At 66.9% G+C, this 25,651-nt stretch carries 21 protein-coding genes; 5 read left to right on the top strand and 16 right to left on the bottom strand.

Features of this window, described 5'->3' with window-relative positions; translation table 11 throughout:
* The first annotated feature begins 189 nt into the window (after positions 1–189).
* Positions 190–1,530, top strand: coding sequence for an NAD(P)/FAD-dependent oxidoreductase (locus QFZ42_RS03485; protein ID WP_307699613.1), 1,341 nt, complete (start codon positions 190–192; stop codon positions 1,528–1,530).
* Positions 1,531–1,539: 9 nt separating this feature from the next.
* On the opposite strand, the gene QFZ42_RS03490 is transcribed toward QFZ42_RS03485, so the two are convergent.
* Genes QFZ42_RS03490 through gcl form a run of 3 tightly spaced genes read right to left on the bottom strand, consistent with a single transcriptional unit; the run spans position 1,540 to position 5,077 of the window.
* A complete protein-coding gene (locus QFZ42_RS03490) occupies positions 1,540–2,448 on the bottom strand; it encodes a 2-hydroxy-3-oxopropionate reductase (RefSeq protein WP_307699614.1) in 909 nt (302 codons plus the stop codon).
* A gap of 33 nt (positions 2,449–2,481) precedes the next feature.
* Positions 2,482–3,267, bottom strand: a complete 786-nt coding sequence (hyi, locus tag QFZ42_RS03495) for a hydroxypyruvate isomerase (RefSeq protein WP_307699615.1) — start codon at positions 3,265–3,267, stop codon at positions 2,482–2,484.
* A gap of 16 nt (positions 3,268–3,283) precedes the next feature.
* A complete protein-coding gene (gene gcl / locus QFZ42_RS03500) occupies positions 3,284–5,077 on the bottom strand; it encodes a glyoxylate carboligase (RefSeq protein WP_307699616.1) in 1,794 nt (597 codons plus the stop codon).
* A gap of 112 nt (positions 5,078–5,189) precedes the next feature.
* Between gcl and QFZ42_RS03505 the strand changes: the two genes are divergently transcribed.
* Complete coding sequence (locus tag QFZ42_RS03505; RefSeq protein ID WP_307699617.1) at positions 5,190–6,092, top strand: LysR family transcriptional regulator; 903 nt, start codon at positions 5,190–5,192, stop codon at positions 6,090–6,092.
* 21 nt (positions 6,093–6,113) lie between these two features.
* Here QFZ42_RS03505 and QFZ42_RS03510 read toward each other — a convergent pair whose 3' ends face one another.
* The 6 genes from QFZ42_RS03510 to QFZ42_RS03535 all read right to left on the bottom strand — a co-directional run bounded on the left by QFZ42_RS03510 (position 6,114) and on the right by QFZ42_RS03535 (position 13,885).
* The gene (locus QFZ42_RS03510) at positions 6,114–7,613 is read right to left on the bottom strand and encodes a carotenoid oxygenase family protein (RefSeq protein ID WP_307699618.1); all 1,500 of its coding nucleotides are present in this window, start codon (positions 7,611–7,613) and stop codon (positions 6,114–6,116) included.
* A gap of 7 nt (positions 7,614–7,620) precedes the next feature.
* Complete coding sequence (locus tag QFZ42_RS03515) at positions 7,621–8,055, bottom strand: DUF2141 domain-containing protein (protein WP_307699619.1); 435 nt, start codon at positions 8,053–8,055, stop codon at positions 7,621–7,623.
* Positions 8,056–8,206: 151 nt separating this feature from the next.
* The gene (locus QFZ42_RS03520) at positions 8,207–9,289 is read right to left on the bottom strand and encodes an AI-2E family transporter (RefSeq protein ID WP_307699620.1); all 1,083 of its coding nucleotides are present in this window, start codon (positions 9,287–9,289) and stop codon (positions 8,207–8,209) included.
* A gap of 97 nt (positions 9,290–9,386) precedes the next feature.
* Complete coding sequence (locus QFZ42_RS03525) at positions 9,387–10,091, bottom strand: GntR family transcriptional regulator (RefSeq protein ID WP_307704161.1); 705 nt, start codon at positions 10,089–10,091, stop codon at positions 9,387–9,389.
* Between the two features lie 5 nt (positions 10,092–10,096).
* Positions 10,097–11,434, bottom strand: a complete 1,338-nt coding sequence (locus QFZ42_RS03530) for a C4-dicarboxylate transporter DctA (protein ID WP_307699621.1) — start codon at positions 11,432–11,434, stop codon at positions 10,097–10,099.
* 213 nt (positions 11,435–11,647) lie between these two features.
* Positions 11,648–13,885, bottom strand: a complete 2,238-nt coding sequence (locus tag QFZ42_RS03535; RefSeq protein WP_307699622.1) for an NADP-dependent isocitrate dehydrogenase — start codon at positions 13,883–13,885, stop codon at positions 11,648–11,650.
* A 163-nt stretch (positions 13,886–14,048) separates the two neighbouring features.
* Between QFZ42_RS03535 and QFZ42_RS03540 the strand changes: the two genes are divergently transcribed.
* Positions 14,049–14,804, top strand: coding sequence for a response regulator transcription factor (locus QFZ42_RS03540; protein ID WP_307699623.1), 756 nt, complete (start codon positions 14,049–14,051; stop codon positions 14,802–14,804).
* A 126-nt stretch (positions 14,805–14,930) separates the two neighbouring features.
* Here QFZ42_RS03540 and oxlT read toward each other — a convergent pair whose 3' ends face one another.
* Entirely contained in the window at positions 14,931–16,283 is a 1,353-nt protein-coding gene (gene oxlT, locus QFZ42_RS03545; protein WP_307699624.1) for an oxalate/formate MFS antiporter, read from the bottom strand.
* A 226-nt stretch (positions 16,284–16,509) separates the two neighbouring features.
* Here oxlT and QFZ42_RS03550 point away from each other — a divergent pair, with 226 nt between their 5' ends.
* Together QFZ42_RS03550 and QFZ42_RS03555 are read left to right on the top strand one after the other, a co-directional pair.
* Positions 16,510–18,330 carry a sensor histidine kinase gene (locus QFZ42_RS03550; RefSeq protein ID WP_307699625.1) on the top strand — a complete coding sequence of 607 codons (1,821 nt, stop codon included), beginning with the start codon at positions 16,510–16,512 and terminating at the stop codon, positions 18,328–18,330.
* Positions 18,331–18,657: 327 nt separating this feature from the next.
* Entirely contained in the window at positions 18,658–19,515 is an 858-nt protein-coding gene (locus QFZ42_RS03555) for an aldo/keto reductase (protein WP_307699626.1), read from the top strand.
* A 49-nt stretch (positions 19,516–19,564) separates the two neighbouring features.
* Here QFZ42_RS03555 and QFZ42_RS03560 read toward each other — a convergent pair whose 3' ends face one another.
* The 6 genes from QFZ42_RS03560 to QFZ42_RS03585 form a co-directional block, all read right to left on the bottom strand.
* Positions 19,565–20,320: a GntR family transcriptional regulator gene (locus QFZ42_RS03560; protein WP_307699627.1), complete on the bottom strand. Its 756-nt coding sequence runs from the start codon at positions 20,318–20,320 to the stop codon at positions 19,565–19,567.
* 44 nt (positions 20,321–20,364) lie between these two features.
* A complete protein-coding gene (locus QFZ42_RS03565; protein WP_307699628.1) occupies positions 20,365–21,105 on the bottom strand; it encodes an aspartate/glutamate racemase family protein in 741 nt (246 codons plus the stop codon).
* A 31-nt stretch (positions 21,106–21,136) separates the two neighbouring features.
* Complete coding sequence (locus tag QFZ42_RS03570; RefSeq protein ID WP_307699629.1) at positions 21,137–22,630, bottom strand: NCS1 family nucleobase:cation symporter-1; 1,494 nt, start codon at positions 22,628–22,630, stop codon at positions 21,137–21,139.
* A gap of 282 nt (positions 22,631–22,912) precedes the next feature.
* Positions 22,913–23,467, bottom strand: a complete 555-nt coding sequence (locus tag QFZ42_RS03575) for a carboxymuconolactone decarboxylase family protein (protein ID WP_307699630.1) — start codon at positions 23,465–23,467, stop codon at positions 22,913–22,915.
* Positions 23,460–24,449, bottom strand: a complete 990-nt coding sequence (locus QFZ42_RS03580; protein WP_307699631.1) for a tripartite tricarboxylate transporter substrate binding protein — start codon at positions 24,447–24,449, stop codon at positions 23,460–23,462. Before QFZ42_RS03580 ends, QFZ42_RS03575 begins: the two co-directional genes overlap by 8 nt.
* 22 nt (positions 24,450–24,471) lie before the next feature.
* Positions 24,472–25,575 (bottom strand): mandelate racemase/muconate lactonizing enzyme family protein, encoded by a 1,104-nt coding sequence (locus QFZ42_RS03585; protein ID WP_307699632.1) that lies wholly within the window; start codon positions 25,573–25,575, stop codon positions 24,472–24,474.
* Positions 25,576–25,651 lie beyond the last annotated feature (76 nt).

Below are 25,651 nucleotides of genomic sequence, written 5' to 3' on the forward strand. Positions count from 1 at the left end.
GTTCCCAAAGGGGAAATGCCGAAAACGCCTGAACCCATAGCTTGCGCGGAACCGAAGCGCCGGTTCGCTAAACTCCGAAAGTGTTGGCCAAGGGCAACCAAGGTTAAACAAGGCAATGCAGAGCCGTGCAGCCAAGGCGGCCGGTCATCGTCAATCAAGACACACAAAGACAACAAAGAGGGGCAGCGCATGACACCCGGAGCTTTCACCACCAACGACCCCGACGTCGTGGTCATCGGCGGCGGGCCTTCGGGCTCCACCGTGGCGGCGCTGCTCGCGGACAAGGGCCACGACGTGGTGCTGATCGAGAAGGCGCAGCATCCGCGCTTTCACATCGGCGAATCGTTGCTGCCGATGAACATGCCGCTGTTCGACCGGTTGGGCGTGCGCACCGAGGTCGAGGCCATCGGCATCAAGAAGCACGGCGCCGAGTTCGTCTCGCCGTGGCACGACCACACGAGCCACTTCGATTTCGGCGAAGCGATGGACAAGAGCTTTCCGTACGCGGTGCATGTGCGCCGCTCCGAATTCGACGAACTGCTGTTCCGCCACGCCGGCAAGCGCGGCGCGCGCACCTTCGAAGGCCAGCGCGTCACCGGTGTCGACATGGAGGCCGGCAAGGGCAGCCCCGACAACCGCCCGCTGGTGAAGGTGAAGGCCGACGACGGCACCGAGACCAGCTGGCGCCCGCGCTTCGTGATCGATGCCAGCGGGCGCGACACGCTGCTGTCGAACCAGTTCGACGCCAAGCAGCGCAACCGCAAGCACGCGAGCGCGGCGCTGTACGGCCACTTCGCCAATGCCGAGCGCCGGCCGGGCCGCTTCGAGGGCAACATTTCGCTCTTCTGGTTCGACCACGGCTGGTTCTGGTACATCCCGCTGAAGGACGGCACCGTGAGCGTGGGCGCCGTGGCCTCGCCCGCCTACTTCAAGCGCCGCCAGGGCAAGTCGCTCGAAGGGTTCCTCATGGAAACCATCGCGCTCGCGCCCAAGCTGGCCGCGCGCCTGAAGAACGCCACGTTGATGGAGGGCGCCACCACCACCGGCAACTACGCCTACGACTCCAAGTTCTGCCGCGGCGACCGCTTCATGATGGTCGGCGACGCCTATGCCTTCGTCGACCCGATGTTCTCCTCGGGCGTGTACCTGGCGATGAACAGCGGCTTCGAAGCCGCCACGGCGGCCGATCACTGGCTCAAGGGCGAGGCGAAGGAAGCCGAGAAGGCTTTCCGCCGCTACGAGAAGATCATGAAGCACGGGCCGAAGATGTTCTCGTGGTTCATCTACCGCATCACCTCGCCGGCCATTCGCCGGCTCTTCATGGCGCCGCGCAACATCTGGCGCATGCAGGAGGCGCTCTTGTCCATACTGGCTGGCGACCTGTTCCGCGACACGCCCATCGGCCCGCGCTTCTGGGGCTTCAAGGTGACCTACTACGTCTCGTGCATCGGCATCCTGCCGCAGGCCGTGAAGACCTGGGCATGGCGCCGGCGCAACCTGAAAGAGTCCCTGGAAGCAGCAAAGACCTGAGCCGCAGGCTCAGTCCGGCGTGACCGTGTGCTGCGCCAGTGCTTCGAGCGCGCGCACCAGTGCCGAGTGGTCCTGCTGGCCGTGGCCCAGCGCCGCGCAGGCGTTCATCAGCTGCGCCGCGCCCGCCGTCTGCGGCAGGGCCACACCCAGCGCCCTTGCGCTCTGCAGCGCGAGGTTCAGGTCCTTCTGGTGCAGCGAGATGCGGAAGCCCGGCGCGAAGGTGCGCTTGATCATGCGTTCGCCGTGCACCTCGAGAATGCGCGAACTCGCGAAGCCGCCCATCAGCGCCTGGCGCACCTTGGCCGGATCGGCGCCCGCCTTGGAGGCGAACAGCAGCGCCTCGCCCACCGCCGCGATGTTCAGCGCCACGATGATCTGGTTGGCCACCTTGCAGACCTGGCCGTCGCCCACGTTGCCCACCAGCGTGACGTTCTTGCCCATCTTCTCGAGCAGCGGACGCACGCGGCCGAACGTGCCTTCGTCGCCGCCGCACATGATGGTGAGGCTCGCGGCCTTGGCGCCCACCTCGCCGCCCGAGACCGGCGCGTCGATGTAGCCGCAGCCGAGCGCGATGATGCGTTTGGCGAAGCCCTTGGTGGCAATCGGATCGATGGAGCTGCAGTCGACCACGATCTTGCCGCGCGAATCCTTCAGGCCTTCGGCCACGCCCAGCGTGCCCGGCTCGCCGAACAGCACTTTCTCCACGTCGGGCGTGTCGGGCACCATGATGAAGATGATGTCGGCCTGGCGTGCCACCTCGGCCGCCGAGGCGCAGATGGTGGCCTTCGAGATGAAGGGCTCGGGCGTGTTGCCCTGGGTGTTCACGTACAGCTGGTGTCCCGCGTCGAGCAGGTGGCCCGCCATGGGCGCGCCCATGATGCCGAGGCCGATGAATCCGATTTTTTGAGATTGCGACATGTCTTCAGTTTCCTTGGATGCTGTTGTCTGGGTTCACTTCTGCTGGGTCAGGGCTTGGCGCCAACCCAGACCATCGACGGTGTCGGTGCGCGGCTTGTATTCGCAGCCGATCCAGCCGTCGTAGCCAATCGCATCGATGTGCTTGAAGAGCCACGGGTAGTTGATTTCGCCCGTGCCCGGCTCGCCGCGCCCGGGGTTGTCGGCCAGCTGGATGTGGCCGATGCGCGCGAGGTGCTTCGACAGCGTGTTGCCGAGTTCGCCCTCCATGCGCTGCGCGTGGTAGATGTCGTACTGCACCTTCAGGTTGGGAGAGCCCACTTCGTCGATCAGCGCCAGCGCTTGGTCGGTGCGCGTGAGGAAGAAGCCCGGAATGTCGAAGGTGTTGATCGGCTCGATCAAGAACCGCAGGCCGGCCGCTTCGAGTTCGCGGGAGGCAAGGCGCAGGTTCTCGACCACCGTCTTGTGCGCGGTCTCGGTGCTCACGCCGGCCGGCACCTTGCCGACCAGGCAGTTGAGCTGCGGGCAGCCCAGCGCCGTGGCGTAGTCGATGGCCATGGCAATGCCTTCGCGGAACTCGCCCGTGCGGTCCGGGTGGCAGGCGATGCCGCGCTCGCCCTTGTCCCAGTCGCCGGCCGGCAGGTTGTGCAGCACCTGCTGCAAACCGTTGGCGCGCAGAGCCGCGGTGAGCTCCTTCTTTTCGAAGGGGTAGGGGAACAGGTATTCCACGGCCTCGAAGCCGGCCTTGGCGGCGGCCTCGAAGCGTTGCATGAATGGCAGCTCGGTGAAGAGCATCGTGAGGTTGGCTGCGAACTTGGGCATCTTTGTGTCTCTTCGTTCAGTCCAGCATCTCGGCCGCGACGGCGGTAGGCGCATCGGCCGGGTGTTCGGCCAGCGGCTCGAACTCGGTGATGTTGTCGATCTCGGTGCCCATCGCGATGTTGGTCACGCGCTCGAGCATCACCTCGATGACGACCGGCACGCTGAACTCGGCCATCAGTGCCTCGGCGCGTTGGATGGCCGGCGCGATTTCTTCCTGCCTGTTCACGCGGATCGCCTTGCAGCCCAGGCCTTCGACCACTTTCAGGTGGTCCACGCCGTAGCTGCTCTCGATGCCCGCATCGGGCCCCGCGTTGATGTTGTCGAACGCGAGCTGCACGCAGTAGTCCATCTCGAAGCCGCGCTGCGCCTGGCGGATGAGGCCCAGGTACGAGTTGTTGACCACGATGTGGATGTACGGCAGCTTGAACTGCGCGCCCACGGCCAACTCTTCGATCATGAACTGGAAGTCGTAGTCGCCCGAAAGCGCGACGATCTTGCGCGACGGGTCGGCGGCGCGCACGCCCAGCGCAGCCGGAATGGTCCAGCCCAGCGGGCCTGCCTGGCCGCAGTTGATCCAGTGGCGCGGGTTGTACACGTGCAAAAACTGCGCGGCCGCGATCTGCGAAAGCCCGATGGTGCTCACGTAGCAGGTGTCGTTGCTGAAGTTGTTGTTCATGCACTGGTACACGCGCTGCGGCTTCATCGGCACTTCGTCGAAGTTGGTCTTGCGCAGCATGGTCTTCTTGCGCTCGATGCACGACCTGGCCCAAGTGCGGCGGTCTGTGAGCTTGCCGGCAGCCTTCATCTCCTCGGCCACGGCGACGAACTGTTCGAGCGCCGCCTTGGCGTCCGACACGATGCCGAAGTCGGGCGTGAACACGCGGCCGATCTGCGTGGGCTCGATGTCCACGTGCACGAAGGTGCGGCCCTTGGTGTAGACATCGACCGAGCCCGTGTGCCGGTTGGCCCAGCGGTTGCCGATGCCGAGCACGAAGTCGCTCGCGAGCATGGTCGCGTTGCCATAGCGGTGGCTGGTCTGCAGGCCGCACATGCCGGCCATCAGCGGATGGTCGTCGGGAATCGACCCCCAGCCCATCAGCGTGGGAATCACCGGTACGCCGGTCGCCTCGGCAAAGCGCACGAGCAGGTCGGAGGCATCGGCGTTGATGACGCCGCCGCCGGCCACGATCAGCGGGCGCTCGGCCGCATTGAGCATGCCGACGGCCTTCTCGATCTGGGCCCGCGTGGCAGCCGGCTTGTAGGGGGTGAGCGGCTCGTAGCTGTCGATGTCGAACTCGATCTCGGCCATCTGCACGTCGAAGGGCAGGTCGATCAGCACCGGGCCCGGGCGGCCCGAGCGCATCAGGTGGAAGGCCTGCTGAAAGACTTGCGGCACCTGGCCGGGCTCGCGCACCGTGACCGACCATTTGGTGACCGGCTTGGAGATCGACTCGATGTCGACCGCCTGGAAGTCTTCCTTGTAGAGCCGCGCGCGCGGCGCCTGGCCGGTGATGCAGAGGATGGGAATCGAATCGGCCCAGGCCGAATACAGGCCCGTGATCATGTCGGTGCCCGCGGGCCCCGAGGTGCCGATGCACACGCCGATGTTGCCGGCCACCGCGCGCGTGTAGCCCTCGGCCATGTGCGACGCGCCCTCGACGTGGCGCGCGAGGATGTGGCCGATGCTGCCGCGCTGGCGCAGCGCGGAATACATCGGGTTGATGGCCGCGCCGGGCACGCCGAAGGCCTGCGTCACGCCTTCTTTTTCCATCACCAGCACGGCGGCCTGGACCGCTTTCATTTTTGCCATGGGACTGTCTCCATTAAGTGACGTCCACTGTAGGAAGCGGAGGTCATTCGAAGAAGATGGCTGGGAACCATAAAACCTATTCCGCGCTGGAATAAGTGATTACCATCGGCCCATGGACAGACTGTTGGCAATGGAAATGTTCGTGCGCGTGGTCGAGACCGGCAGCTTCTCGAAGGCGGCGCTCGAGTTCCACACCACCCAGCCCACCGTGACCAAGCAGGTGGCGGCCACGGAGGCGCGCCTGAAGGTGCGGCTGCTCAACCGCAACACGCGCGGCGTGAGCCTGACCGAACCGGGCGCGCTCTACTACGAGAAGTGCAAGAGCATCGTGCGCGAGGCCGCGGAGGCCGACAGCATCGTGCAGCTGCGCCAGAACCAGGCGCAGGGCTTGCTGCGCATCGGCACCTCGGTGGCCTTCGGCCGCCGCGTGGTGGTGCCGCTGGCGCTCGAGTACATGCGGCGGCATCCGCAGGTGCAGCTCGACCTGAGCTTCGAGGACCGCTACGTCGACCTGATCGCGCAGGGCATCGACGTGGCCATCCGCATGGGCAAGCTGGCCGATTCATCGCTGGGGGCGCGCTATCTGGGCACCAATCCCTGGGCCATGGTTGCAGCGCCGGGCTACCTGAAGAAGCACGGCACGCCCAAGCGCGCGCAGGACCTGAGCGCGCATGTGGCGCTCATCTACAGCAGCGTGGTGGGCGACGAGTTCTGGCGCATGCACACGCCCAAGGGCGATCCGGTGACGGTGCCCGTCTCGGGCCGCTTCCGCTCCAACAACCTTTCCGCCGTGTTGGCCGCGGCACGCGACGGCCTCGGCATTGCGCTCATGCCGCGCTACGTGGCGAGCGAGTCGCTGGCCTCGGGCAAGGTGCTCGAAGTGCTCGGCGACCACAAGCTGCCCGAGCAGGAGATCCACGCCGTCTTTCCCTCGCCCAAGCTGGTACCGGGCAAGGTGTCGGGCTTCGTGGCTTTCCTGCAGGGGCGGTTCGACGAGGGGTGGTGGGGCGACTGACCGCGCCCACCATCTTCTCTGTCAGGCCGGCACGAAGGCGCCGTGCAGGCCCAGCGGCAGTGTGTACGGCAACGTGGCCTGCGCCACCGGGCCGGCCGCCAGATTGTCGGCCGCAAAGCACGAGAGCAGCGTTTTCTGCTGGCCGAAGTCGAGCACCGTGCCGAGCACCCAACCGGGCCTCGCGCCGTCCGGAATGAAGATGTGTTCTTCCACGATGGCCTGCCTGCCGTAGGCAAAGCGCTGGCTGCGGCCGGTCTCGACGTTGGTGCGCGCGACGGCACCGAAGCCGGGCTGGTCCGGCCTGCCCTGGGTCGCATGGACCACATGGCGGTGCCGCAACCCGACGCGGCGCGGATCGATGCGCGGAAACTCGGCATCGAGCGCCAGCGCACTCTGTGTGGCGCGCCCGGTGCGCAGGTTCATGGTGGCAACTGTCAGGTGCGGATCGGCGCGCTTCACCCAGCGCCCGCGCATCACCTCGCGGTTGGTGGTGAACACCGAATCGGCATTCTCAGAGCGCACGTAGTCGATATGGATCAGCGTGCCGCCCGGCGTGTCTTCTTCCCAGGCATTGCCCACATGGAACAGAAAACCGGCCGGCAGCGTCAGCAGCTGGCGGCGCTCCCAGTTCCGCTTGTCGATCACCAGCACGCGCATCTGCAGCTCGGGCCGCCAGACATGCGCATCGAGAAAACTCGCGCCGGCCTCCTTGCGTTTGCTGTCGTAGACCAGCGGCGGCATCAGGAACACCAGGTGCCGTTCGGTCACCGCGAAGTCGTGGATCATCGGCAGATCGGGCACCGGCATCGCGGTGGCGCGGCGCAGAGTGCCGTCGGGCGCGATTTCGTACAGCGCCAGCATGCTCTGGCCCGCGCTGACGCCGAAGTTCCACACCGTGCCGTCGGGATCCACTCTGGGGTGGGCCGAAAAGGGCATGCCCGCGAGATCGAGGCGCCAGGTCTTCACGCCCAGCGTCTCCAGCGTGCGTGCATCGAGCCGCGTGGCCGAGCCACCTTCCCACAGCGCCAGCACCTCGCCCTGTATCGGCAGCACGTTGGTGTTGGCGACATTGATGCTGTCCGGCGAGGTCGGCGGCTCGGCGCCCGGCGGCATGGTGCCGAAGCCCTCGGCCAGCCGGCGCCCGGCGCGCAGCTCGGCCACGCGCTTGGGTGTGGCGACATAGCGGCCCTGGTGCCGCACGTCGGTGCCTTCGATCGTGAAGCGATACACCATGCCGTCGCCGTCGAACCAGTGGCGATAGCGCTCGCCGCCGAGGTCGTGCCCCGCCGGGCCGTTGCGGAACAGCGTGCCGGCGACGGCATCGGGAAAGCGCCCGCGCACGGTGGCGCGGGTGAGCGGCAAGTCGCCGGGCGGCGTGGCGAAGCCGGATTTCCACGGCGTGCCGGCGGCTTCGAATTCGGTTTGCCAGTCGTCGGCACCGTTGGTGGCGCGTGCCAGTGCAGGCAGGAGGGGCAGGGCGCCGGCCGTCGCGAGCAGGCGCAGGAGTTCGCGTCGTTCCATGCGAGCCTCAGCGCAGCTGAATGGCGGTCTGGAGATCGGCAGACTCGACGTTGAGCGCGGCCGCCTCGAAGTCGGGCGCGCCGCGGTTGCCCTTGGCGTCGTTCGAGAAGCCGTAGCGCTCGATGGGCATGCCCACCAGGTTGGTGTCGAGCTTGCCGTTGCCGTTCTCGTCGGCGAACACGCGCAGCGCGTAGCGGCCGGGCGCCAGGCCGTTGAAGCGGAGCTGGGCCGCGCCGGCGCGCAGGGGGACGGTTTGCGCAGCCAGCGACTTGCCGCCGGCAAAAGCCGCGGCGCTGTCGTACAGCGCCACGTAGAGCGTGGCTTCGGTGGCGGGGCCGCCGGCCACGTTCAGGCTCAAGTCGGCCGCGAGCGCGGCCAGCGGTGAAAGGAGCGCGGCGGCGCACAGGGCGCGCACGCCCGGTCGGGGCAAAAGAAAGTTCATCGGAGAGACCTCGTTGGAAGTTGGAGGCCTCGACGATCTCGCAGGCGCCGTGTGCCGGCCAGCGCAATGCGACGAAATGCGGAATGCGCGCGCCGAACGCGCGCCGGCAGCGCAGGACGCGCGCACCTCTGAATGGGCGCGCCGGCGTGCTTCAGCGGCTCTTGCCGTCTTCGCCGGGGCCGGTTTCCAGCTGGCCCGATTCCACGAACAGGCTCCATGCCGCCATGAACAGCGCCGCGATCACCGGACCGATCACGAAGCCGTTGATGCCGAAGATCGCCATGCCGCCGATGGTCGACATCAGCACGATGTAGTCGGGCATCTGCGTGTCCTTGCCCACCAGCACCGGGCGCAGGATGTTGTCGACCAGTCCGATCACGAACACGCCCACGAAGATCAGGATGCCGCCCTGCCAGAGATGGCCGGTGGCAAGGTAATAGATGGCCACGGGCCCCCAGATGAGCGCCGCGCCCACCGCGGGCAGCAGCGAGAGAAAGGCCATCAGCACGGCCCACAGCAGCGCGCCCTGCACGCCGAGCAGCCAGAACGCCAGTCCGCCGATGGCGCCCTGCGCAATCGCCACGGCCACGTTGCCCTTGATGGTGGCGCGGATCACGGTGGTGAACTTGTTGAGCAGGTAATGCGTGTGCGGCTTGGCCAGCGGCACGGCTTCACGCATCATCTTCGACAGCGTCGAACCGTCGCGCACCAGGAAGTACAGCAGGTACAGCATCACGAAGAAGCTGATGAGGAAGTCGAAGGTGTTCTGGCCGATGGTGAGCGCCTGGCCCGCGATGAGCTGGCTGCCCTGCGCGGCGCCGGCCGAAATGCGGGCCTGCCAGGCTTCCATGTCGCCGAGGTTGAAGCGCTCGAAGATGCTCATCAGCCATTGCGGCACGGCGTTCAGGATCTGCTGGAAGTAGGCCGCGAAATTGATCTGCCCCGACCGGATGCTCTGCGTGACCTGCACGATCTCCTGCACCAGCGACACCCCGACCATGGCCAGCGGAAGAATCACGATGAAGAGGCAGATGGCCAGCGTCGAGAGCGCTGCGGCGTTGGGCCAGCCGGGCATTTTCTTGAGCAGCCGCTTGTAGAGCGGGGTGAAGAGAATCGCCAGCGCAACTCCCCACAGCACCGCGCCGAAGAACGGCATCAGCACCCAGAGAAAGGCGACAGTGACGATGGCGAGCAGGGCGAGGAATACGCCGCGCTGGAGTTGGGGTGAGTTCATACGTGACTCGGACTGTAGCCGAGCCGGAACGCACCTTCTCGTCGGTCGGCATGCCCTTGTCGCAAGCGCCGGCGCGTTCGAACCCGCCGCGGCGGCTTCAGCGCCTGGCGCGCGGCAGGGCCACAGGCGCCAGCGTGGCGCGCAGCCGCGACGGAGCGTCGGGCTCCACCGCCGTTTCCACCTCGAGCGAACGTTCGACATTGCCGATGTGCTCGATCATCAGCTGGCGCGCCTTGGCCGTGTCGCCGGCTTCAAGCGCCGCGACGATGGCGCCGTGCTCGGCGCACGATTGCCCGGCCTCGTGCCTCGACTGGTAGAGCGTGGCGGCCAGCGTGGTGCGGGCCGTGAGGTCGCGCAGCACGTCGACCAGCAGCTGGTGCCCCATCTGCTCGGCCAGGCACACGTGGAAATCCGCCAGCAGAAAGGCGCGCGTGGCGGCGTCGGCGCCCTCGATGGCGCGCCGCTCGTCGGCAATGTGGTCGCGCAGCTTGCGTATGACTTTTTGCAGCGGCCGGCCTTCGCTTTCGGCCAGGATGCCCGCTTCGACGATGCGCCGCGCCGAGAAGGCGTCGCGCGCCTCTTCGGCCGAAGGTTCCACCACGTACCAGCCGCGGCGCGACTGCACCTCGACGAAGCCGCGCGCCTGCAGCTGCATCAGCGCCTCGCGCACCATCGTCCGGCTCACCGCGAAATTCTCGGCCAGCGCCTGCTCGCCGAGCCGTTCGCCCGGCGCGAGCTTCTGCGCCAGGATGGCCTCGACCACGCGCTCCGCAATGGAGGTGGGATTGACGTCGGCGGCCATCGCTTTCAATGGCTGCCCATGGGTGTGGCCACGCCCGCGGCCGGCAGGTTCCCGGGCTCGGCCAGCGGCTCGTCGTCCGGCGAGTAGGAGCCGTCGAGCACGGCATGCGCGCGCTCGCGGTCGATGTCGCCCTCCCAGGCCGCAATGGCCACCGTGGCCACGCAGTTGCCGATCAGGTTGCCCAGTGCGCGGGCAATGCCCATGAACCAGTCGACCGACAGCACCAGCACCAGGCCGATCGCCGGAATGGCGGGAATCGCGTGCAGCGTGGCGGCCAGCACCACGATGGCCGAGCCCGGCACGCCGTGCGCGCCCTTGGAGGTGACCAGCGCAATGGCGAGGATCGTCAGCAGGTCCGCCATCGAGATCGGCGTGTTGGTGGCCTGCGCGATGAACACCGCCGCCAGCGTGATGTAGATCGAGAAGGCGTCGAGGTTGAAGGAGTAGCCCGTGGGAATCACCAGGCCCACTGTCGAATCGCGGATGCCCATGCGGCGAAGCTTGGCCATGATCTGCGGCAGCACGCTGTCCGACGAGGTGGTGGCGAACACGATGGCGAGCTCTTCGCGCAGGTAGCGCAGCAGCTTCCACAGGCTGAAGCCCGACATGCGCATGACCAGCCCGAGCACCACGAACACGAAGATCAGCACCGCGCCGTAGAAGAGGGCGACCAGCATGCCGAGCTGCTTGAGCGAGCCGATCCCGTACTTGCCCACGGTGAAGGCAATGGCGCCCAGCACGCCGAGCGGCGCCAGCTTGATGATGATGCCCATGATCTTGAACAGCACCAGAGAAAGCGCGTCCACCACCGCGCCCACCGGCTTGCCGCGCTCGCCCAGCAGCGACAGCGCGCAGCCGAACAACACCGCGAACAGCAGCACCTGCAGCACGTCGCCGGTGGCGAAGGCGTTGACCACGGTGGTGGGTATCAGCTTCATCAGGAACTCGACCGTGCCGCCGCTCGTGAGCTTGTCGGCGTTCGAGGCATAGGCGCTCATGGCGCTCGCGTCGAGCTTGCCCGGGTCCACGTTCATGCCCGTGCCCGGCTGGAACACGAAGGCCAGCACCAGGCCCATGGCCAGCGCAATGGTGGTCAGCACTTCGAAATAGATCAGGGCCTTCACGCCGACCCGGCCCACGCGCTTCAGGTCGCCCGCGCCGGCGATGCCGTGCACCACCACGCAGAACACCAGCACCGGGATGATCATCTTGATCAGCTTGATGAAGCCGTCGCCGAGCGGCTTGAGCTTGACGGCGAACTCCGGCGCGAAGAGGCCGGCCAGCACGCCGAGCACCAGCGCGATGACGACCTGGCCGAAGAGGGATTTGACGAAGCGGGGCATGGAGGAACCTTCCATTGGTTTGGATGCAAGATCAACCAAATCTTGCATACAAGCAATGTAGGCAACGGATGCCCTGGCCGGGGAGAGGGTATTCCCGGGCTGTCGAGTTCCCACCGATCCCTGACCCCCGGCGTTCGGAGGGTCAGTTTTCGGTGGCAAATCGACGGTTCGAGCTTTCGCCGCGTGCCGCCAAGCTGGCAGCCGCGCCTTGCTTCAGCCCGCTGCGGCAGCCAGCACCGCGTTGAACGTCGCGCTCGGCCGCATCACTGCGTCCGTCTTGCGCACGTCCGGCAGGTAGTAGCCGCCGATGTCGGCCGGCTTGCCTTGCACGGCGGCGAGCTCGTCCACGACCTTCTGTTCGTTGGCAGCCAAAGCTTCGGCGAGCGGCTTGAAATAGGCGGCCAGTTCCTTGTCTTCGGCCTGCTCGGTCATGGCCTGGGCCCAGTAGAGCGCCAGGTAGAAGTGGCTGCCGCGGTTGTCGAGCTGACCGGTCTTGGGCGACGGGCCCTTGTTGTTGTCGAGCAGCTTGCCGGTAGCGGTGTCGAGTGCCTTGGCCAGCACCTTGGCCTTGGCGTTGCCGGTCTTGATGCCCAGTTCCTCCAGGCTCACGGCCAGCGCGAGGAACTCGCCCAGCGAATCCCAGCGCAGGTGGTTCTCCTCCACCAGCTGCTGCACGTGCTTGGGTGCCGAGCCGCCGGCGCCCGTTTCGTACATGCCGCCGCCAGCCATCAGGGGGACGATGGACAGCATCTTGGCCGAGGTGCCCAGCTCCATGATGGGGAACAGGTCGGTCAGGTAGTCGCGCAGGATGTTGCCGGTGGCGCTGATGGTGTCCAGCCCGCGGATCACGCGCTCCAGCGTGTAGCGCATGGCGCGCACCTGGCTCATGATCTGGATGTCCAGTCCGGCGGTGTTGTGCTCGTGCAGGTACATCTTGACCTTGGTGATGAGCTGCGCCTCATGGGGGCGGTAGGCGTCGAGCCAGAACACCACCGGCATGCCCGAGTTGCGCGCGCGCGTGACGGCGAGCTTGACCCAGTCGCGGATGGCGGCGTCCTTGACCTGGCACATGCGCCAGATGTCGCCGGCTTCCACGTCCTGGCTGAGCAGCACCTCGCCCGTATCGAGATCGGTGATGTTGGCCACGCCGTCCTCGGGGATCTCGAAGGTCTTGTCGTGCGAGCCGTATTCCTCGGCCTGCTGCGCCATCAGGCCGACGTTGGGCACGGTGCCCATGGTCTTGGGGTCGAAGGCGCCGTGCCATTTGCAGAAGTTGATGATCTCCTGGTAGATGCGGGCAAAGGTGCTCTCGGGCATCACGGCCTTCACGTCCTTCAGTCGGCCGTCGGCACCGTACATCTTGCCGCCGTTGCGGATCATGGCGGGCATGGAGGCGTCCACGATTACGTCGTTGGGCGAATGGAAGTTCGTGATGCCCTTGGCGGAGTCCACCATCGCCAGCTCGGGGCGGTTCTCATGGCAGGCGTGCAGGTCGCGCCGGATCTCGTCCTGCGTGCTTTGAGGCAGGGCGGCGATCTTGTTGTACAGGTCGACCATGCCGTTGTTGACGTTCACGCCCAGTTCCTCGAACAGCTTGGCATGCTTTTCGAAGGCCTCGCGGTAGAAGATCTTCACGCAGTGGCCGAACACGATGGGGTGCGAAACCTTCATCATGGTGGCCTTCACGTGCAGCGAGAACATCACGCCCGTGTTGTGCGCGTCCTGGATCTGCTGCTCGTAGAAATCGAGCAGGGCCTTCTTGCTCATGAACATCGAGTCGATCACCTCGCGGTCGAGCAGCGAAACCTTCTGCTTGAGCACGATGGCCTTGCCGCTCCTGGTGATCAGCTCCATCTTCACGTCGCGCGCCTTCTGCAGCGTCATCGACTTTTCGCCATGGTAGAAGTCGCCGTGGTGCATGTGCGAGACATGCGAGCGCGACGCCTGGCTCCAGTCCGCCATGCTGTGCGGGTTCTTGCGCGCGAACTCCTTCACGGCCTTGGGTGCGCGACGATCGGAGTTGCCCTCCCGCAGCACCGGGTTCACCGCGCTGCCGATGCACTTGTTGTAGCGCGCGCGGATGTCCTTCTCCTCGTCCGTCTTGGGGCTCTCGGGGTAGTCGGGAATCTTGTAGCCCTTGTCCTGCAGCTCCTTGATGGCGGCCTTCAGCTGGGCTACCGAGGCGCTGATGTTGGGCAGCTTGATGATGTTTGCCGAGGGCTGCAGCGTCAGCTTGCCCATCTCTGCCAGGTTGTCCGGCATCCGCTGCGCTTCGGTCAGCGCCTCGGGAAACTGACCCAGGATGCGGGCGGCCACCGAGATGTCGCTGGTGGCGACATCGATGCCCGCCGGCGCGGCGAAAGCCTGGATGATGGGCAGCAGCGAGGCCGTGGCCAAGCGCGGCGCCTCGTCGGTAAGGGTGTAGATGATTCGGGAGTTTCCGGCGGTCATGGCGGCTTTCGGGCGGGCTGAACAACAACAAAAACGCAATGTCACGAGATGGACAGCGTTGCGAACGGGCGCAAACTTTAACAAAAGCCTGTGTACAGGCGGATCCGACGGGTATGCCGATCTAGCCAAAACCTGTGCACCTCGGGGCACAATCGGCCCTGCCATGAGCACCGTTGCCGAACCGTCGTTCCCCCCTCCGCATGCCGCGCCGCAGATCCGCGTGCTGATTGCCGACGACCAGGCGCTGATTCGCCGCGGCATGGCCATGCTGCTCGATGCCGCGCCGGACATCGAGGTCGTCGGCCAGGCGGCCGACGGCGTGGAAGCCGTGGAGCTGGCCCGCCGCCTGCTGCCCGATGTGGTGCTGATGGATCTGCACATGCCGCGCAAGGGCGGCGTGCTCGCGACGCGCGAGATATCGGCGGCCTTGCCGCGCACGCGCGTGATGGTGCTGACCACCTTCGACCGCGACGACCTGGTCTTCGATGCGGTGCGTGCCGGTGCGCAGGCGTACCTGCTCAAGGACGCGTCGGAAGAAGAGGTGCTGGACACCGTTCGCGCGGTGCATCGCGGCGAGTCACGGCTCACGCCGCAGATCGCGCGCAAGGTGATGGACCAGTTCCGGCTGCTGGCCGATCGTGTCGCGCAAGAGCAGCCGGTCGCAGCTGCGCCGGATCTCCGCGCCGAGCCGCAAGCCACCGTGCCCGGGGAGTCGTCGCAGCCCGCCGCAATGACCAAGCCGCTCACCGACCGCGAGGCCGCGGTGCTCGAACTGATCGCCAAGGGCTACGGCAACCGCCAGATTGCCGCAGCGCTCAACCTGGCCGAGGGAACGGCAAAGAACCACGTCAGCCGGATCATGCAAAAGCTTCACGCGAACACCCGCACCGAGCTGGCGGTTCTCGTGCTCAAGAAATAAAGCGCTGCGTCCTGCGCGCCGTACGCGCCCCACGTCCCTCAGGCGCCTCCCCAATGCGAAATGCACCCGGTGGCCCGGCAAGGCCGGTACCACGGGTGCACTGAAAAATGGAAGAGCTTGTGCCGGTCAGGCCGCGCGGCCTGCGGGCGACAAGCCGCCAGGCATCGCGAGGTCAGGCGCCGGCGAAGGCGCATGCGATGCGGCGGCATTGCTGGCCGTGTGCCGCGCCAGCATCGGCCGCAGCGCGACGATCGCGAGGAAGGCTGCGAACAGGTCGAGCGCCGCCACGGTGTAGAGCACGGTCGACCAGGTGCCGGTCGCCTCCATCATCAGGTTGCCGAGCGGCACGAACAGCGCGCCGACGCCCTTGGCGCAGTACAGCACGCCATAGATCTTGCCGATGTGCTTGGTGCCGAAGGCGTCGCCCGCGAGCGCGGAGAACAGCGAATACACCTCGCCCCAGGCCAGGAAGACCACGCCCGACAAGATCAGGAAGGCCCACGGGTTGTGGCCGAAGTAGCCCAGCGCGATGATGCCGATGCCTTCGAGCGTGAAGGCGATCACCATCGTCTTCTCGCGGCCGATGTGGTCGGAGATCCAGCCGAACAGCGGCCGCGAGATGCCGTTCATGACGCGGTCGAGCATCAGCGCGAGCGGCAGTGCGGCCATGGTGACGAAGTACAGGTCGACCTTGAAGTTCTTCACGCCCAGGTCCTGTGCGATTACGCCCAGCTGCGCCACGGCCATCATGCCGCCGGTGACCACGCACGAGAACATCAGGATCATCAGCCAGAACAGCGGCGTGCGAAGCGCTTCGCCCAGCGTGTAGTCGCGCCGGCTCTGCGCGACCTTGGCCGAGCCGCGCACCTCGTTGCCCTTGGGCTGGCGCAGGAACCAGGCAGCGGCAAAGGCGAGCGAGCCCTGCAGCAAACCGAAGAACAGGAAAGCCTGCTGGAAGCCGGACGATTCGATCATCGCCGCGATCGGCAGGATGGTGGCGGCCGAGCCGGCGCCATAGCCGCCCGCCGTCAGGCCGACGGCCAGGCCGCGGCGGTCGGGGAACCACTTGAGCGCGTTGTTGATGCAGGTGGCGTAGATCGAACCCACGCCGATGCCGCCGATGGCCGCGCCGAGGTAGAAGCCCATCAGCGTGGTGGCTTGCGAGTTGATGGCCCAGGCCGCGCCGATGAACAGCGCGCCGAAGGCCACGATCAGGCGCGGTCCGAACTTGTCGATGAAGTAGCCCTCGATCGGCGCGAGCCAGGTCTGCACCAGCACGAAGATCGTGAAGGCGACCTGGATCGACGCACGCTCCCAGCCGAACTTGCCCTGGATTTCCGGCACGAACAAGGTCCATGCGTACTGGATGTTGGCCGTGGCGATCATGCAGACGATGCCGACCACCAGCTGCAGCCAGCGGTTATCGATCAATCGCGGCGGCGCGCCGGATGAGATGTATGTCGGGGAAGTGGGGTTCATTCGCTTTTGTCTCCATTCGTTGTCGCGCCGATCGCGTCGCGGCACGTTGCAGGGGTTTGAATTCAGTCGCGCTGGGGGCACGGATCGCGATGGGTGCAACTGTTGCCGCAAACCGCCGTCGGCGCGCCTGCCGGAAGTCACGCGTCGAGTCGAGACAAACCCGGAGGGCTCAGGGGAACTACCCGTGCCGAAAGTCATGGCGGCCGTTTGCGAGAATGCGCAGCCAATGAACCTCGCACGTCGCATCGACCCACGGCGCTCGATGGCCGCCGCGATCGGCTGGCTGCTGATTGCGCTCACCTTGTGCCTGGCGCTCGTGGCCAACCTGTGGCTGCGCGGTTTCGTGCGTGCGACGCTGCTCGAGCAGCACGGCCAACGGCTGGAGGCCGCGGCCGAGCACGTCAATGCCGAACTCGACACCGCACTGCTGCTGCGCCTGCAGGCGGTCAGCGTGGTGGCGGCCATGCTGTCGGAAGACGTGCAGCACAGCGAAGGCGCACGCCTGAAGCGGACGCTCCAGGCCGTACGCCGCGGCGTGCCCGACCTGATCTGGCTGGCGGTGACCGATGCCGACGGCTTCATCGTCGCAGCGACCGACGAGCAGGTGGTCGGCCAGAACGTCAATCAGCACGCATGGATCTCGCAAGGCCTGAACGCCGCGTGGATCGAGGAAGGCCGCTCGCCGGGCGAACGCTTCCTGAAGCTCACCGCGCCGGTGCGCAATGCCGACGGGGCGATCATCGGCGTCGCCGCGGCCAACCTGAGCTGGAGCTGGGTGGAGAAGATGGTGGCCGAAATCCGCGCCTCTCCCGGCGAATGGCTGCTGATCGACCGCGACGGCATCGTGCGCCACGGGCCGGGTGCCCTGCTGGGAAAACGCTGGCAAGACGTCGGCGATCCCATCACGCCATTCGATCCCGTCGTCGCCGGCTTAGGGAACGACGGATCCGATCTGCCCACGCGCATCCGGACAAGGCGGCTCCTGGACAACCGGCCCTACCTGATCGCCTCCCCGCCCAATGCGCGCGACGGCACGCTGCGCCGGCTCGGCTGGCAGGCCGTGGTGATCCAGCCGGTCGAATCGGTTGCGGCATTCGCGACGGCCATCGAATGGCGCATCTCGATCGTGCTGAGCCTGCTGGGCTTGGCCACCGCCGTCGCCGGCATCATCGTGGCGCACCGCCTCACGCGCCGCGTGAGCGTGATCGCCCATTCGGCCGACGCGGTGCTGGCCGGGAGCGCGACGCGCATCGAAGTGCCGCAGGGTGCCGACGAAGCCGCACGGCTGGGCAGCGCGCTCGACCGATTGCTGGACACGCTGCAGCGCGAACGCGACGAGTTGCGCCGGCTCAATACCGAACTGGACGAGCGCGTGCGGCAGCGCACCGAAGAGATCAGCCGGCTCGCGCAGGAGTCGCGCGATGCCGCGGTGGTGCGCGAGCGCCTGCGCCTGGCGCGCGGACTGCACGACACGCTGGCGCATTCGATGATGGCGATGCTCACCGAGATCCGTGTGCTCAAGCACCTGGCATCGAGCCGGCCCGATGCGCTGCCGGACGAGCTGGTTCGGGCCGAACGCGCGGCGCGCGACGGGCTGGACGAGGCACGCCGCGCGATCGACCAGCTGCGCAGCAACCCGGTGCGCGACATCGGGCTGGGCGCGGCGCTGGCCGAGCTGGCCAAGAACCTAAGCGAGCGCTCCGGCATCGAGCTCGACTGCCAGATCGAACCCGCCTTGTCCGCCTTGGCGGCCGAGCCGGCGGAAACCGTGTTCCACATGTGCGAGGAAGTGCTGCGCAACGTCGAACGCCACGCGGGCGCGCGGCGGCTGCTGATCCGCCTGCACCGCGTTGCGCACGGCGGTGTGGAGTTGGAGATCGGCGACGACGGCGTCGGCTTCGAGCCGAGCGCGGGCGCAGCGGGGCACTACGGGCTCGTGGGGCTGCGGGAGCAGGCCGATGCGATCGGCGCGCGGCTGCGCATCGAGAGCCGCCGCGGCGAAGGCACATGGGTGTCGCTGCGCTGGGCGCAACGCGTCGGGGGGTGACGCGAATCCGCAATCTCGCGGGTTCGAGAATCAGGCCGCTGGAAAAGGGACGTGGTGCGCTTTTCATGTCATGCGCTTTGGCCCACGAGTCTGGCTCATTGGCTTGTCCGCCGTCATGTCTGGTTCCTTGCACATCGTGCTCGCTCGATTCCGCAAAAGCACCGTTCGGTTCCAGAGGAGGGCACCACGTCTGCAACCAGACTGCGCCGTCGAATCTCCGCCATCTGTCGGAGAGTTGCCCAAGCGCTGTAGGAATTGCGCCGACGGCGGCGGTTCAGGCGGGTGACATGCTGGCGGGCCGGCGCGTCTCCCGTTACGATTTGCCCGATGCGAACACTCCCTCTCTCCCACGCCAACGAACTACCGGTCCTGGGCCTCGGCACCTGGCGCATGGGCGAGGTGGCGAACCGCCGCTCGGCCGAAGTAGCCGCCGTGCGCGAGGCCATCGGGATGGGCTACCGGCTGATCGACACCGCCGAGATGTATGGCGAGGGCGGCGCGGAAACCGTGCTCGGGCAGGCCATTGCCGAGGCCCTGCGCGCGGGCGACGTGCGGCGCGACGAGCTCTTCATCGTCAGCAAGGTCTATCCCCACAACGCGAGCCGGCGCGGCACGCCCGAGGCCTGCGAGCGCAGCCTGAAGCGCCTCGGTCTCGACATGATCGACCTCTACCTGCTGCACTGGCGCGGCAGCCATCCGCTGCGCGAAACGGTCGATGCGATGCAGGCGCTGGTGGCCAAGGGACGCGTCGCCCACTGGGGCGTGAGCAATTTCGATACCGATGACATGGAAGAGCTGGCCCAGGCCACGGGCAATGGCCCTGGCTGCGCGGCCAACCAGGTGTACCTGTCGCTGGGCGAGCGCGGTCCCGAGTTCAGCCTGCTGCCGTGGTTGCGCGAACGCGGCATGCCGCTGATGGCCTACAGCCCGATCGACCAGGGAGCCTTGGCCGGCGATGGTGCGCTCGGTGAACTGGCGGAGCGGCTCGGCGTGACGGCCGCGCAACTCGCGCTGGCTGCGGTGATTGCGCGGCCGGGCGTGGTCGCCATTCCGAAAGCGGTACGCAGCGTGCATCTGCAGCAGAACCTCGCGGCCGCCGATCTGCAGCTCGATGCCGCCACGCTCGCCGAACTCGACCGCATCTATCCGCCGCCGCGGCGCAAGACACCGCTCGCGATGATCTGACGCGCAGCCAGCCAGCGTGCAACAACGCCGCGGTCGCACGCGGAGCGCTTCAGGCGAGCAGCGCCTTCACCAGATCAAGCTGCCGGTCGGGCTTGTCGGTGCCCAGCTCCAGGCTGGCTTCGATGCGCTCCAGGTGGTCGGTCATGCAGGCCACGGCGCCTTGCACGTCGCCCTTGCGGCAGATGCGGAGGAAATCCGAGTGCTCGTCCGACGAGCAGTGCGGATCGTTCGACGAGTGATAGAGCATCGCGATCAGCGAGCTGCGCGCCACCAGCTCGCGCACCAGTTCCGTCAGCGTGTGGTTGCCCGTGGCCTCGGCCAGCGCCACGTGGAAATCGCCCAGCACTTTCTCGCGCACGGTGCCCATGGCAGGGCTCTGGCGCAGCGCGGCGCGCTCGAACTTGACGTGCTGCTCCAGCACCTGGTAGTCGCGCGGCCGCGCTTGGGCGATGAACAGGCGCACCACCTCGCTCTCGAGAATGCGGCGCACTGCGAAGACCTCGCGCGCCTCCTGCACCGTGGGCTGCGAGACGAAGGCGCCCTTGTCGGGAATCATCTCGATGAGCTTGTCCTTCGAGAGCATCAGGAGCGCCGCGCGCACCTTGGTGCGGCTCACCGAATAGACGCGGCCCAGCGCCTCTTCGCGCAGCCAGGTGCCCGGCGGCAGGCGCTTTTCGACGATCGCGGTGGCGATGTCCTGCGCAATGCTTTCGATGGAGCTGCCCTTGTCGGCGGCAGCCGCGCCGTTCTCTGCCGGAGCGGCAGTGGCAGGGGAGGCGGGAGGTTTGGAGCTGGCGCGGGGCATGCGGAGATTGTGGCCCAGCGGATGCTGCCGCGCCGGCGCCGGCCCTATCGCGCGGCCAGCGTGAAGCCTTCGAGCGCGCCCTTCATGGTCTTGGGCAGGGGGCGCGCCAGTTCGCCGTGCTTGCTGGTCGAAAGCCTGAGTGCGACCAGCGACTCGATGAGCTTGGTGCCCGCGGCCACGCCGTCGATCACCGGCACGCCCAGCAGGCTGCCGATGTGCTCGCACAGGTCGGTCATGCCGGCGCAGCCGAGCACGATGCAGTCGGAGCCGTCTTCCTCCAGAGCACGCCGGCACTCGTCGACGATGCGCTCGCGGGCGTTGGAACCGGGCTCCTCGAGCTCGAGCACCGGCAGCTCGCAGGCGCGCACGTTGGCACAGAAGCGCTCCATGCCGTAGATCTCGGCCAGGTGCCAGGCCTGGCCCATGGTGCGGCCGAGCGTGGTCACCACGCTGAACCGGCTGCCCACCATGCTGGCCAGGTGCATCGCGGCTTCGGCGACGCCCACCACCGGGCCGCGCGCCAGCTCGCGCGCGGCCTTCAGCCCCGGGTCGCCGAAGCAGGCGATCACGTAGCCGTCGAAGCCGTCTCGCTCGCCGGCCGCAATCTCCTGCAGCAGGCCGGGTACGGCCAGCGCTTCGTCGTAGTGGCTCTCGATCGAGACCGGCCCCATCGCCGGGCTCACCGCCACGATCTCGGTGCCGGCGTGCGCTACCGCGCGGGCGCAGGCGCCGATTTTCTCGGTCATGCTCCAGGTGGTGTTGGGATTGATGATCTTGATGCGCACGGCGCGGTCCCTTTCTTTCTCTTTCGGTATTTCAAGTCTTGTTGTTGCGGTTCACGAGCACGTACAACACGAAGCCCAGCCCCATGCCGATGAACCACGCATAGTTGGCGGCACCGCGCAGCGTCGGCACCATCACGCAAAGAATCGGCACCAGCGCGGAGGGAATCAGCGCCTGGATCGCCTTCGGGTTGTAGCCGCCGCTGTACCAGTACTTGCCTTGCTTGCTCATGGTGTAGAGCGCGTCGACGTCGATCTGTTGCTTGCGCACGATGTAGTAGTCGGCAATCAAGATGCCGAACAGCGGGCCGATGAAAGAGCCCAGCACGTCGAGCGTGTAGTGAATGACCTCGGGGCTGTTGTAGAGGTTCCAAGGCGTGAGAAAGATCGAGCCCACCGCCGCGATCATGCCGCCCGTGCGCCAGCTGATGTGCTGCGGCGCCACGTTCGAGAAGTCGAACGCCGGCGAGACGAAGTTGGCCACGATGTTGATGCCGATGGTGGCGATCATGAAGGTCAGCGCGCCCAGCACCACGGCGGTGGTGCTGTCGATCTTGCCCACGGTGTGCACCGGATCGGTGATGAGTTCGCCGAACACCGGCAGCGTGGCGGCCGTGGTGATCACGGTCAAGAGCGAGAAGAACACGAAGTTGACCGGCAGGCCCCAGAAGTTGCCCTTCTTCACCGCCTCGAAGCTCTTGCCGTAGCGCGAGAAGTCGCCGAAGTTGAGCATCGGGCCGCTGAAGTAGCTCACCACCAGCGCAATGGCCGAGAGCATCACGGGCAGTGCGTCCCAGCCCTGGAACTTGATGCCGCCCAGGTTCAGGTCGATCTTGCTCCAGCCGGCCTTCCACACCAGCCAGCCGCACAGCACCGCCATGACCACGTACACGGCCGGGCCGGCCCAGTCGATGAACTTGCGGATGGCTTCCATGCCATGCCAGAACACGAAGGCCTGCAGCACCCACATGACCATGAACGCCACCCAGCCCAGCGTCGACAGGCCCGCGAAGCCGTGCGCGGCCACGTCGGCATACGGCGCGAGATTGGGGAACATGTGCAGCGCCAGCACCATGAAGGCGGCCGACGCGAGGTACGTTTGCACGCCGTACCAGGCGACCGCGATGAGCCCGCGGATGATGGCCGGGATGTTGGCGCCCAGCACGCCGAAGGGCGCGCGGCACACCACGGGGTAGGGCACGCCCGTCACCTGGCTGGGCTTGGCCACGAGGTTGCAGAAGAACTGCACGATCACGATGCCGACCAGCAGCGACACCAGCACCTGCCAGCTCGACAGGCCCAGCGCGAACAGGCTGCCGGCCGTGATGTAGCCGCCCACGCTGTGCACGTCGGACATCCAGAACGCAAAGATGTTGTATTGGCCCCAAGTCTGCTTCTTCAGCGGCGCAAGGTCTTCGTTGGTCAGCCGCGGGTGGTAGCCGGGCTTGATCAGCGCATTGGACTCGGCATGCGGCGCATGGCCGGCTTCGCTCGCCCCCGCGGGGGCCTGGCTGACGACTGTGCTCATGGTCTTTCCTCGTGCGAATGGTTGGTTTGTCGGGAGGACCGTTCCGATGCAAATTCCGCGCCGGGATCGGGTGCGTTATTTGTATACAAAAACCGTGTGCAATCAAGCCCATCCGGCAAATCATATATCCGTAGATTCCCTGAGACGGGGGTGGCGTGCTGCGTAAGGCACCGGAAAAACTCTGACTCATCCGGCGCAAGCGTGAGCGCGCCGTTGGCCGGAAGGCGCTGGTCTTGCCGCGCAATTGACTGCTTTCCCGGACGTCGCCGGCGATTCTCAGATTCAGCAGGCTGGCGCTTGAGGGACCTGCACATTCAAGAGCAGGGCGACTGTTGCGGCCAGCCCGCAGAACGCAACCAGTTCGGCCACGCCGCGTTCTCCGAAGTGCCGCTGCACCTGCTCAAACACGTCGTCCGCAACGCCGTGGTGTTCGGTGAGCGCCAGGAAGAACCGGCCGGCTACTTCCACGGACCCGCCATCCTTCGGAATCTTGCCGGCTGCAATCGCTTCAACCATTTCAATCGAAAGTCCGGCCGACAACGCCTTGGCTGCGTGAGTCTCCCACTGGTGGCGGCATTGCTGCCTGTGCGCCGTCATGAGAAAGATGGCTTCCAGCACCCGCTGCGGCAGCGTGCCAGTCCAAAGCTCGGTCGAGAGTTGCTCCAGAAGATCGGCGATCGGGGGGCTCCCCAGCAGTGGCAGGTAGGGGGCCGGCACGCGGCCGCGCCGCCGTTCGATCAGATCGTAGGCCGCACGCTGTTCCGCGGAGCGCAAGGCCTCGGCCGTCGTAGGGAAACGAGTGGCTGCATGGGGGCTTGCGGGCGTCGTCTCAGGCATTGGGCTTGATGTTGCCGGCCTTGACGACCGCCGCCCATTTCTCGATCTCCTGGCGGATGCGGGTCCTGAACTCCTCGGCGGTGCTGCCGACCGGCACGAAGCCGAGTTCGACGAGCTTCTGATGCAGCGGGCCCGCGCGCACGGCTTGCGCCGCGGTGGACGACAACCGGGACACGGTGTCCGGCGCCAATCTGGCAGGGCCGATCAAACCGAAGATCGGCGTGGCGTCGACGCTGGGCAGCCCAGCTTCCTGCATCGTCGGCGTGTCGGGCAGTTGCGCGGCCCGGCGCATCCCGGTGACTGCCAGGGCGCGGACGGTGCCCGCGCGGATGTGGTCGATCATCGTGGGGACGGTGGTGAACCCGAACTGGACGTGGCCCGCGAGCAGGTCGTTCAGTACGGTGCCGCCGCCCCGGTACGGCACGTGGTTGATGTCGATCGCGGCGGCCTTGCGCAACTGCTCGCCGGCCAGGTGCGGCGCACTGCCGACGCCGGCCGATCCGTAGTTGAGACCGCCCGGCTTTGCCTTGGCCAGGGCGACGAACTCCTTCAGCGTCGCTGCGGCAACCGCGCTGTGCACGATGAGCACCAGCGGCGCCGATGCCATGAGCGAAATTGGCGCGAAGTCCTTCTCCGTGTCGTACGGCAGCGCGCTGCCGAAAAGCCCGGGGTTGATCACGAATGCCGTGTCGACGAAGCCGAGCGTGCGGCCGTCCGGCGCCGCAGTGGCGACCGCGCGCGTGCCGATCTGCGTGCCGGCACCTCCTCGGTTGTCGACAATCACCGGGGCCGCGACGGCGGGCTCCAATGCCTGCGCCATCAGCCGGCCGAGCGTGTCCGTGGCGGCCCCCGGAGGGTAGGGCACGATGAGTCGGACCGGCGTCTTCGTGTCTGCGAGCGCAAGGCGCCCCGCGCCGAGCGAACCCACCAAGGAAAGCGCAACGCCCCCGCGAATCAACGAGCGCCTGTTGTGCATGGGCATTTCTGTCTCCTGAAAATAAGTTCTAAACGCGGCGCACGAAGCCGCTGTCGAGCAGCGCTGGTTCCGGGTCGGCGCCCAGCCCAGGCCGGTCTGTCAGCTGAAAGGCGCCGTCGATGCAGGGCACGGCGTCGCCGTAGGGTGTGAAGCCGAGATCGCAGAAGAGTCGCTCCACATGCACTTCGTCCTCCTGCGCGGCCAGCACGTGCAGCGTGGCCAGCAACCCGGGGCCGAAGAAGGCCGACTGCGGTGCGCAATGCACGGCGCTGCCGGCGCACTCGCGCGAGAGCCGCAGCAGCGTGGTGACGCCTCCCGATTTGATCGCGCAAGGTTGCAGATAGTCGACGGCCTGGGCTCTCGCCATGGCGCTCAGTTCATGCACGCTGCTGGCGTTCTCGCCGGCAGCGGTCGGCACGCCGGTTCGCATGCGCAGTGCACGAAGTGCCTCGATGTCCTCCGGCGGCCAGAGCGGTTCCTCGATCCAATGCAGGCCGAAGGCCGCCATCCTGGCTACGACCTCGTCGGCCTGGTCGGCCGTCCAGGCGCAGTTCGCGTCGACCATCAGCGGCATGCCCGGGCCCATCACGCTGCGCGCAGCGGCCACGGCCTCGGGAGTCTTCTCGTGCAGCTTCACCTGTGTGAAGCCGGCCGCCAGCGCACGCTCCACATTCCTGGCCACCAGCGCCGTGTCGCCGTAGTACTGAAGCAGCGACGCGTACGCGGGCAGGCGGGTGCGTCGCGCTCCGCCGAGCAGGGCATGCAGCGGCACGCCGGCAATCTTCGCCTTCAGGTCCCAGATCGCGATGTCCAGGCCGCTCAACGCATGCAGCACCGGCCCCGAGCGGCCCATGTTGTGCAGCGTGCGTTCGAGCGAAGCCATGAGCTCGGGGTCCGCCGCGTCCCGGCCTGTCGCGAGGGGGGCGACCCGGCTGCGAAAGATCGCCGAGAGCGCGTCGAGTTCGGCGCCATACGATTCGCCCCAGCCGACCAGGCCATTGTCGAGCTCGACGCGCACAAGGCCGCTGTCCAGCGTGGTTCTCGGCCGTCCGGCGAACAGCGGTGCCGGCGCGCCGTGGTCGAAGGGCAATCGAAGCTGGAGGCAGTCGACCGATCGAATGGTGGTGGACATCTGGCTTTATCAATTGTATGGTAGCGCTACCAAAACCAATGGTACGAGCATCTGTGGGCCCGCGTGTGCGGGTTTC

The organism is Variovorax paradoxus (assembly GCF_030815855.1).
Lineage (GTDB): Bacteria > Pseudomonadota > Gammaproteobacteria > Burkholderiales > Burkholderiaceae_C > Variovorax > Variovorax paradoxus_M.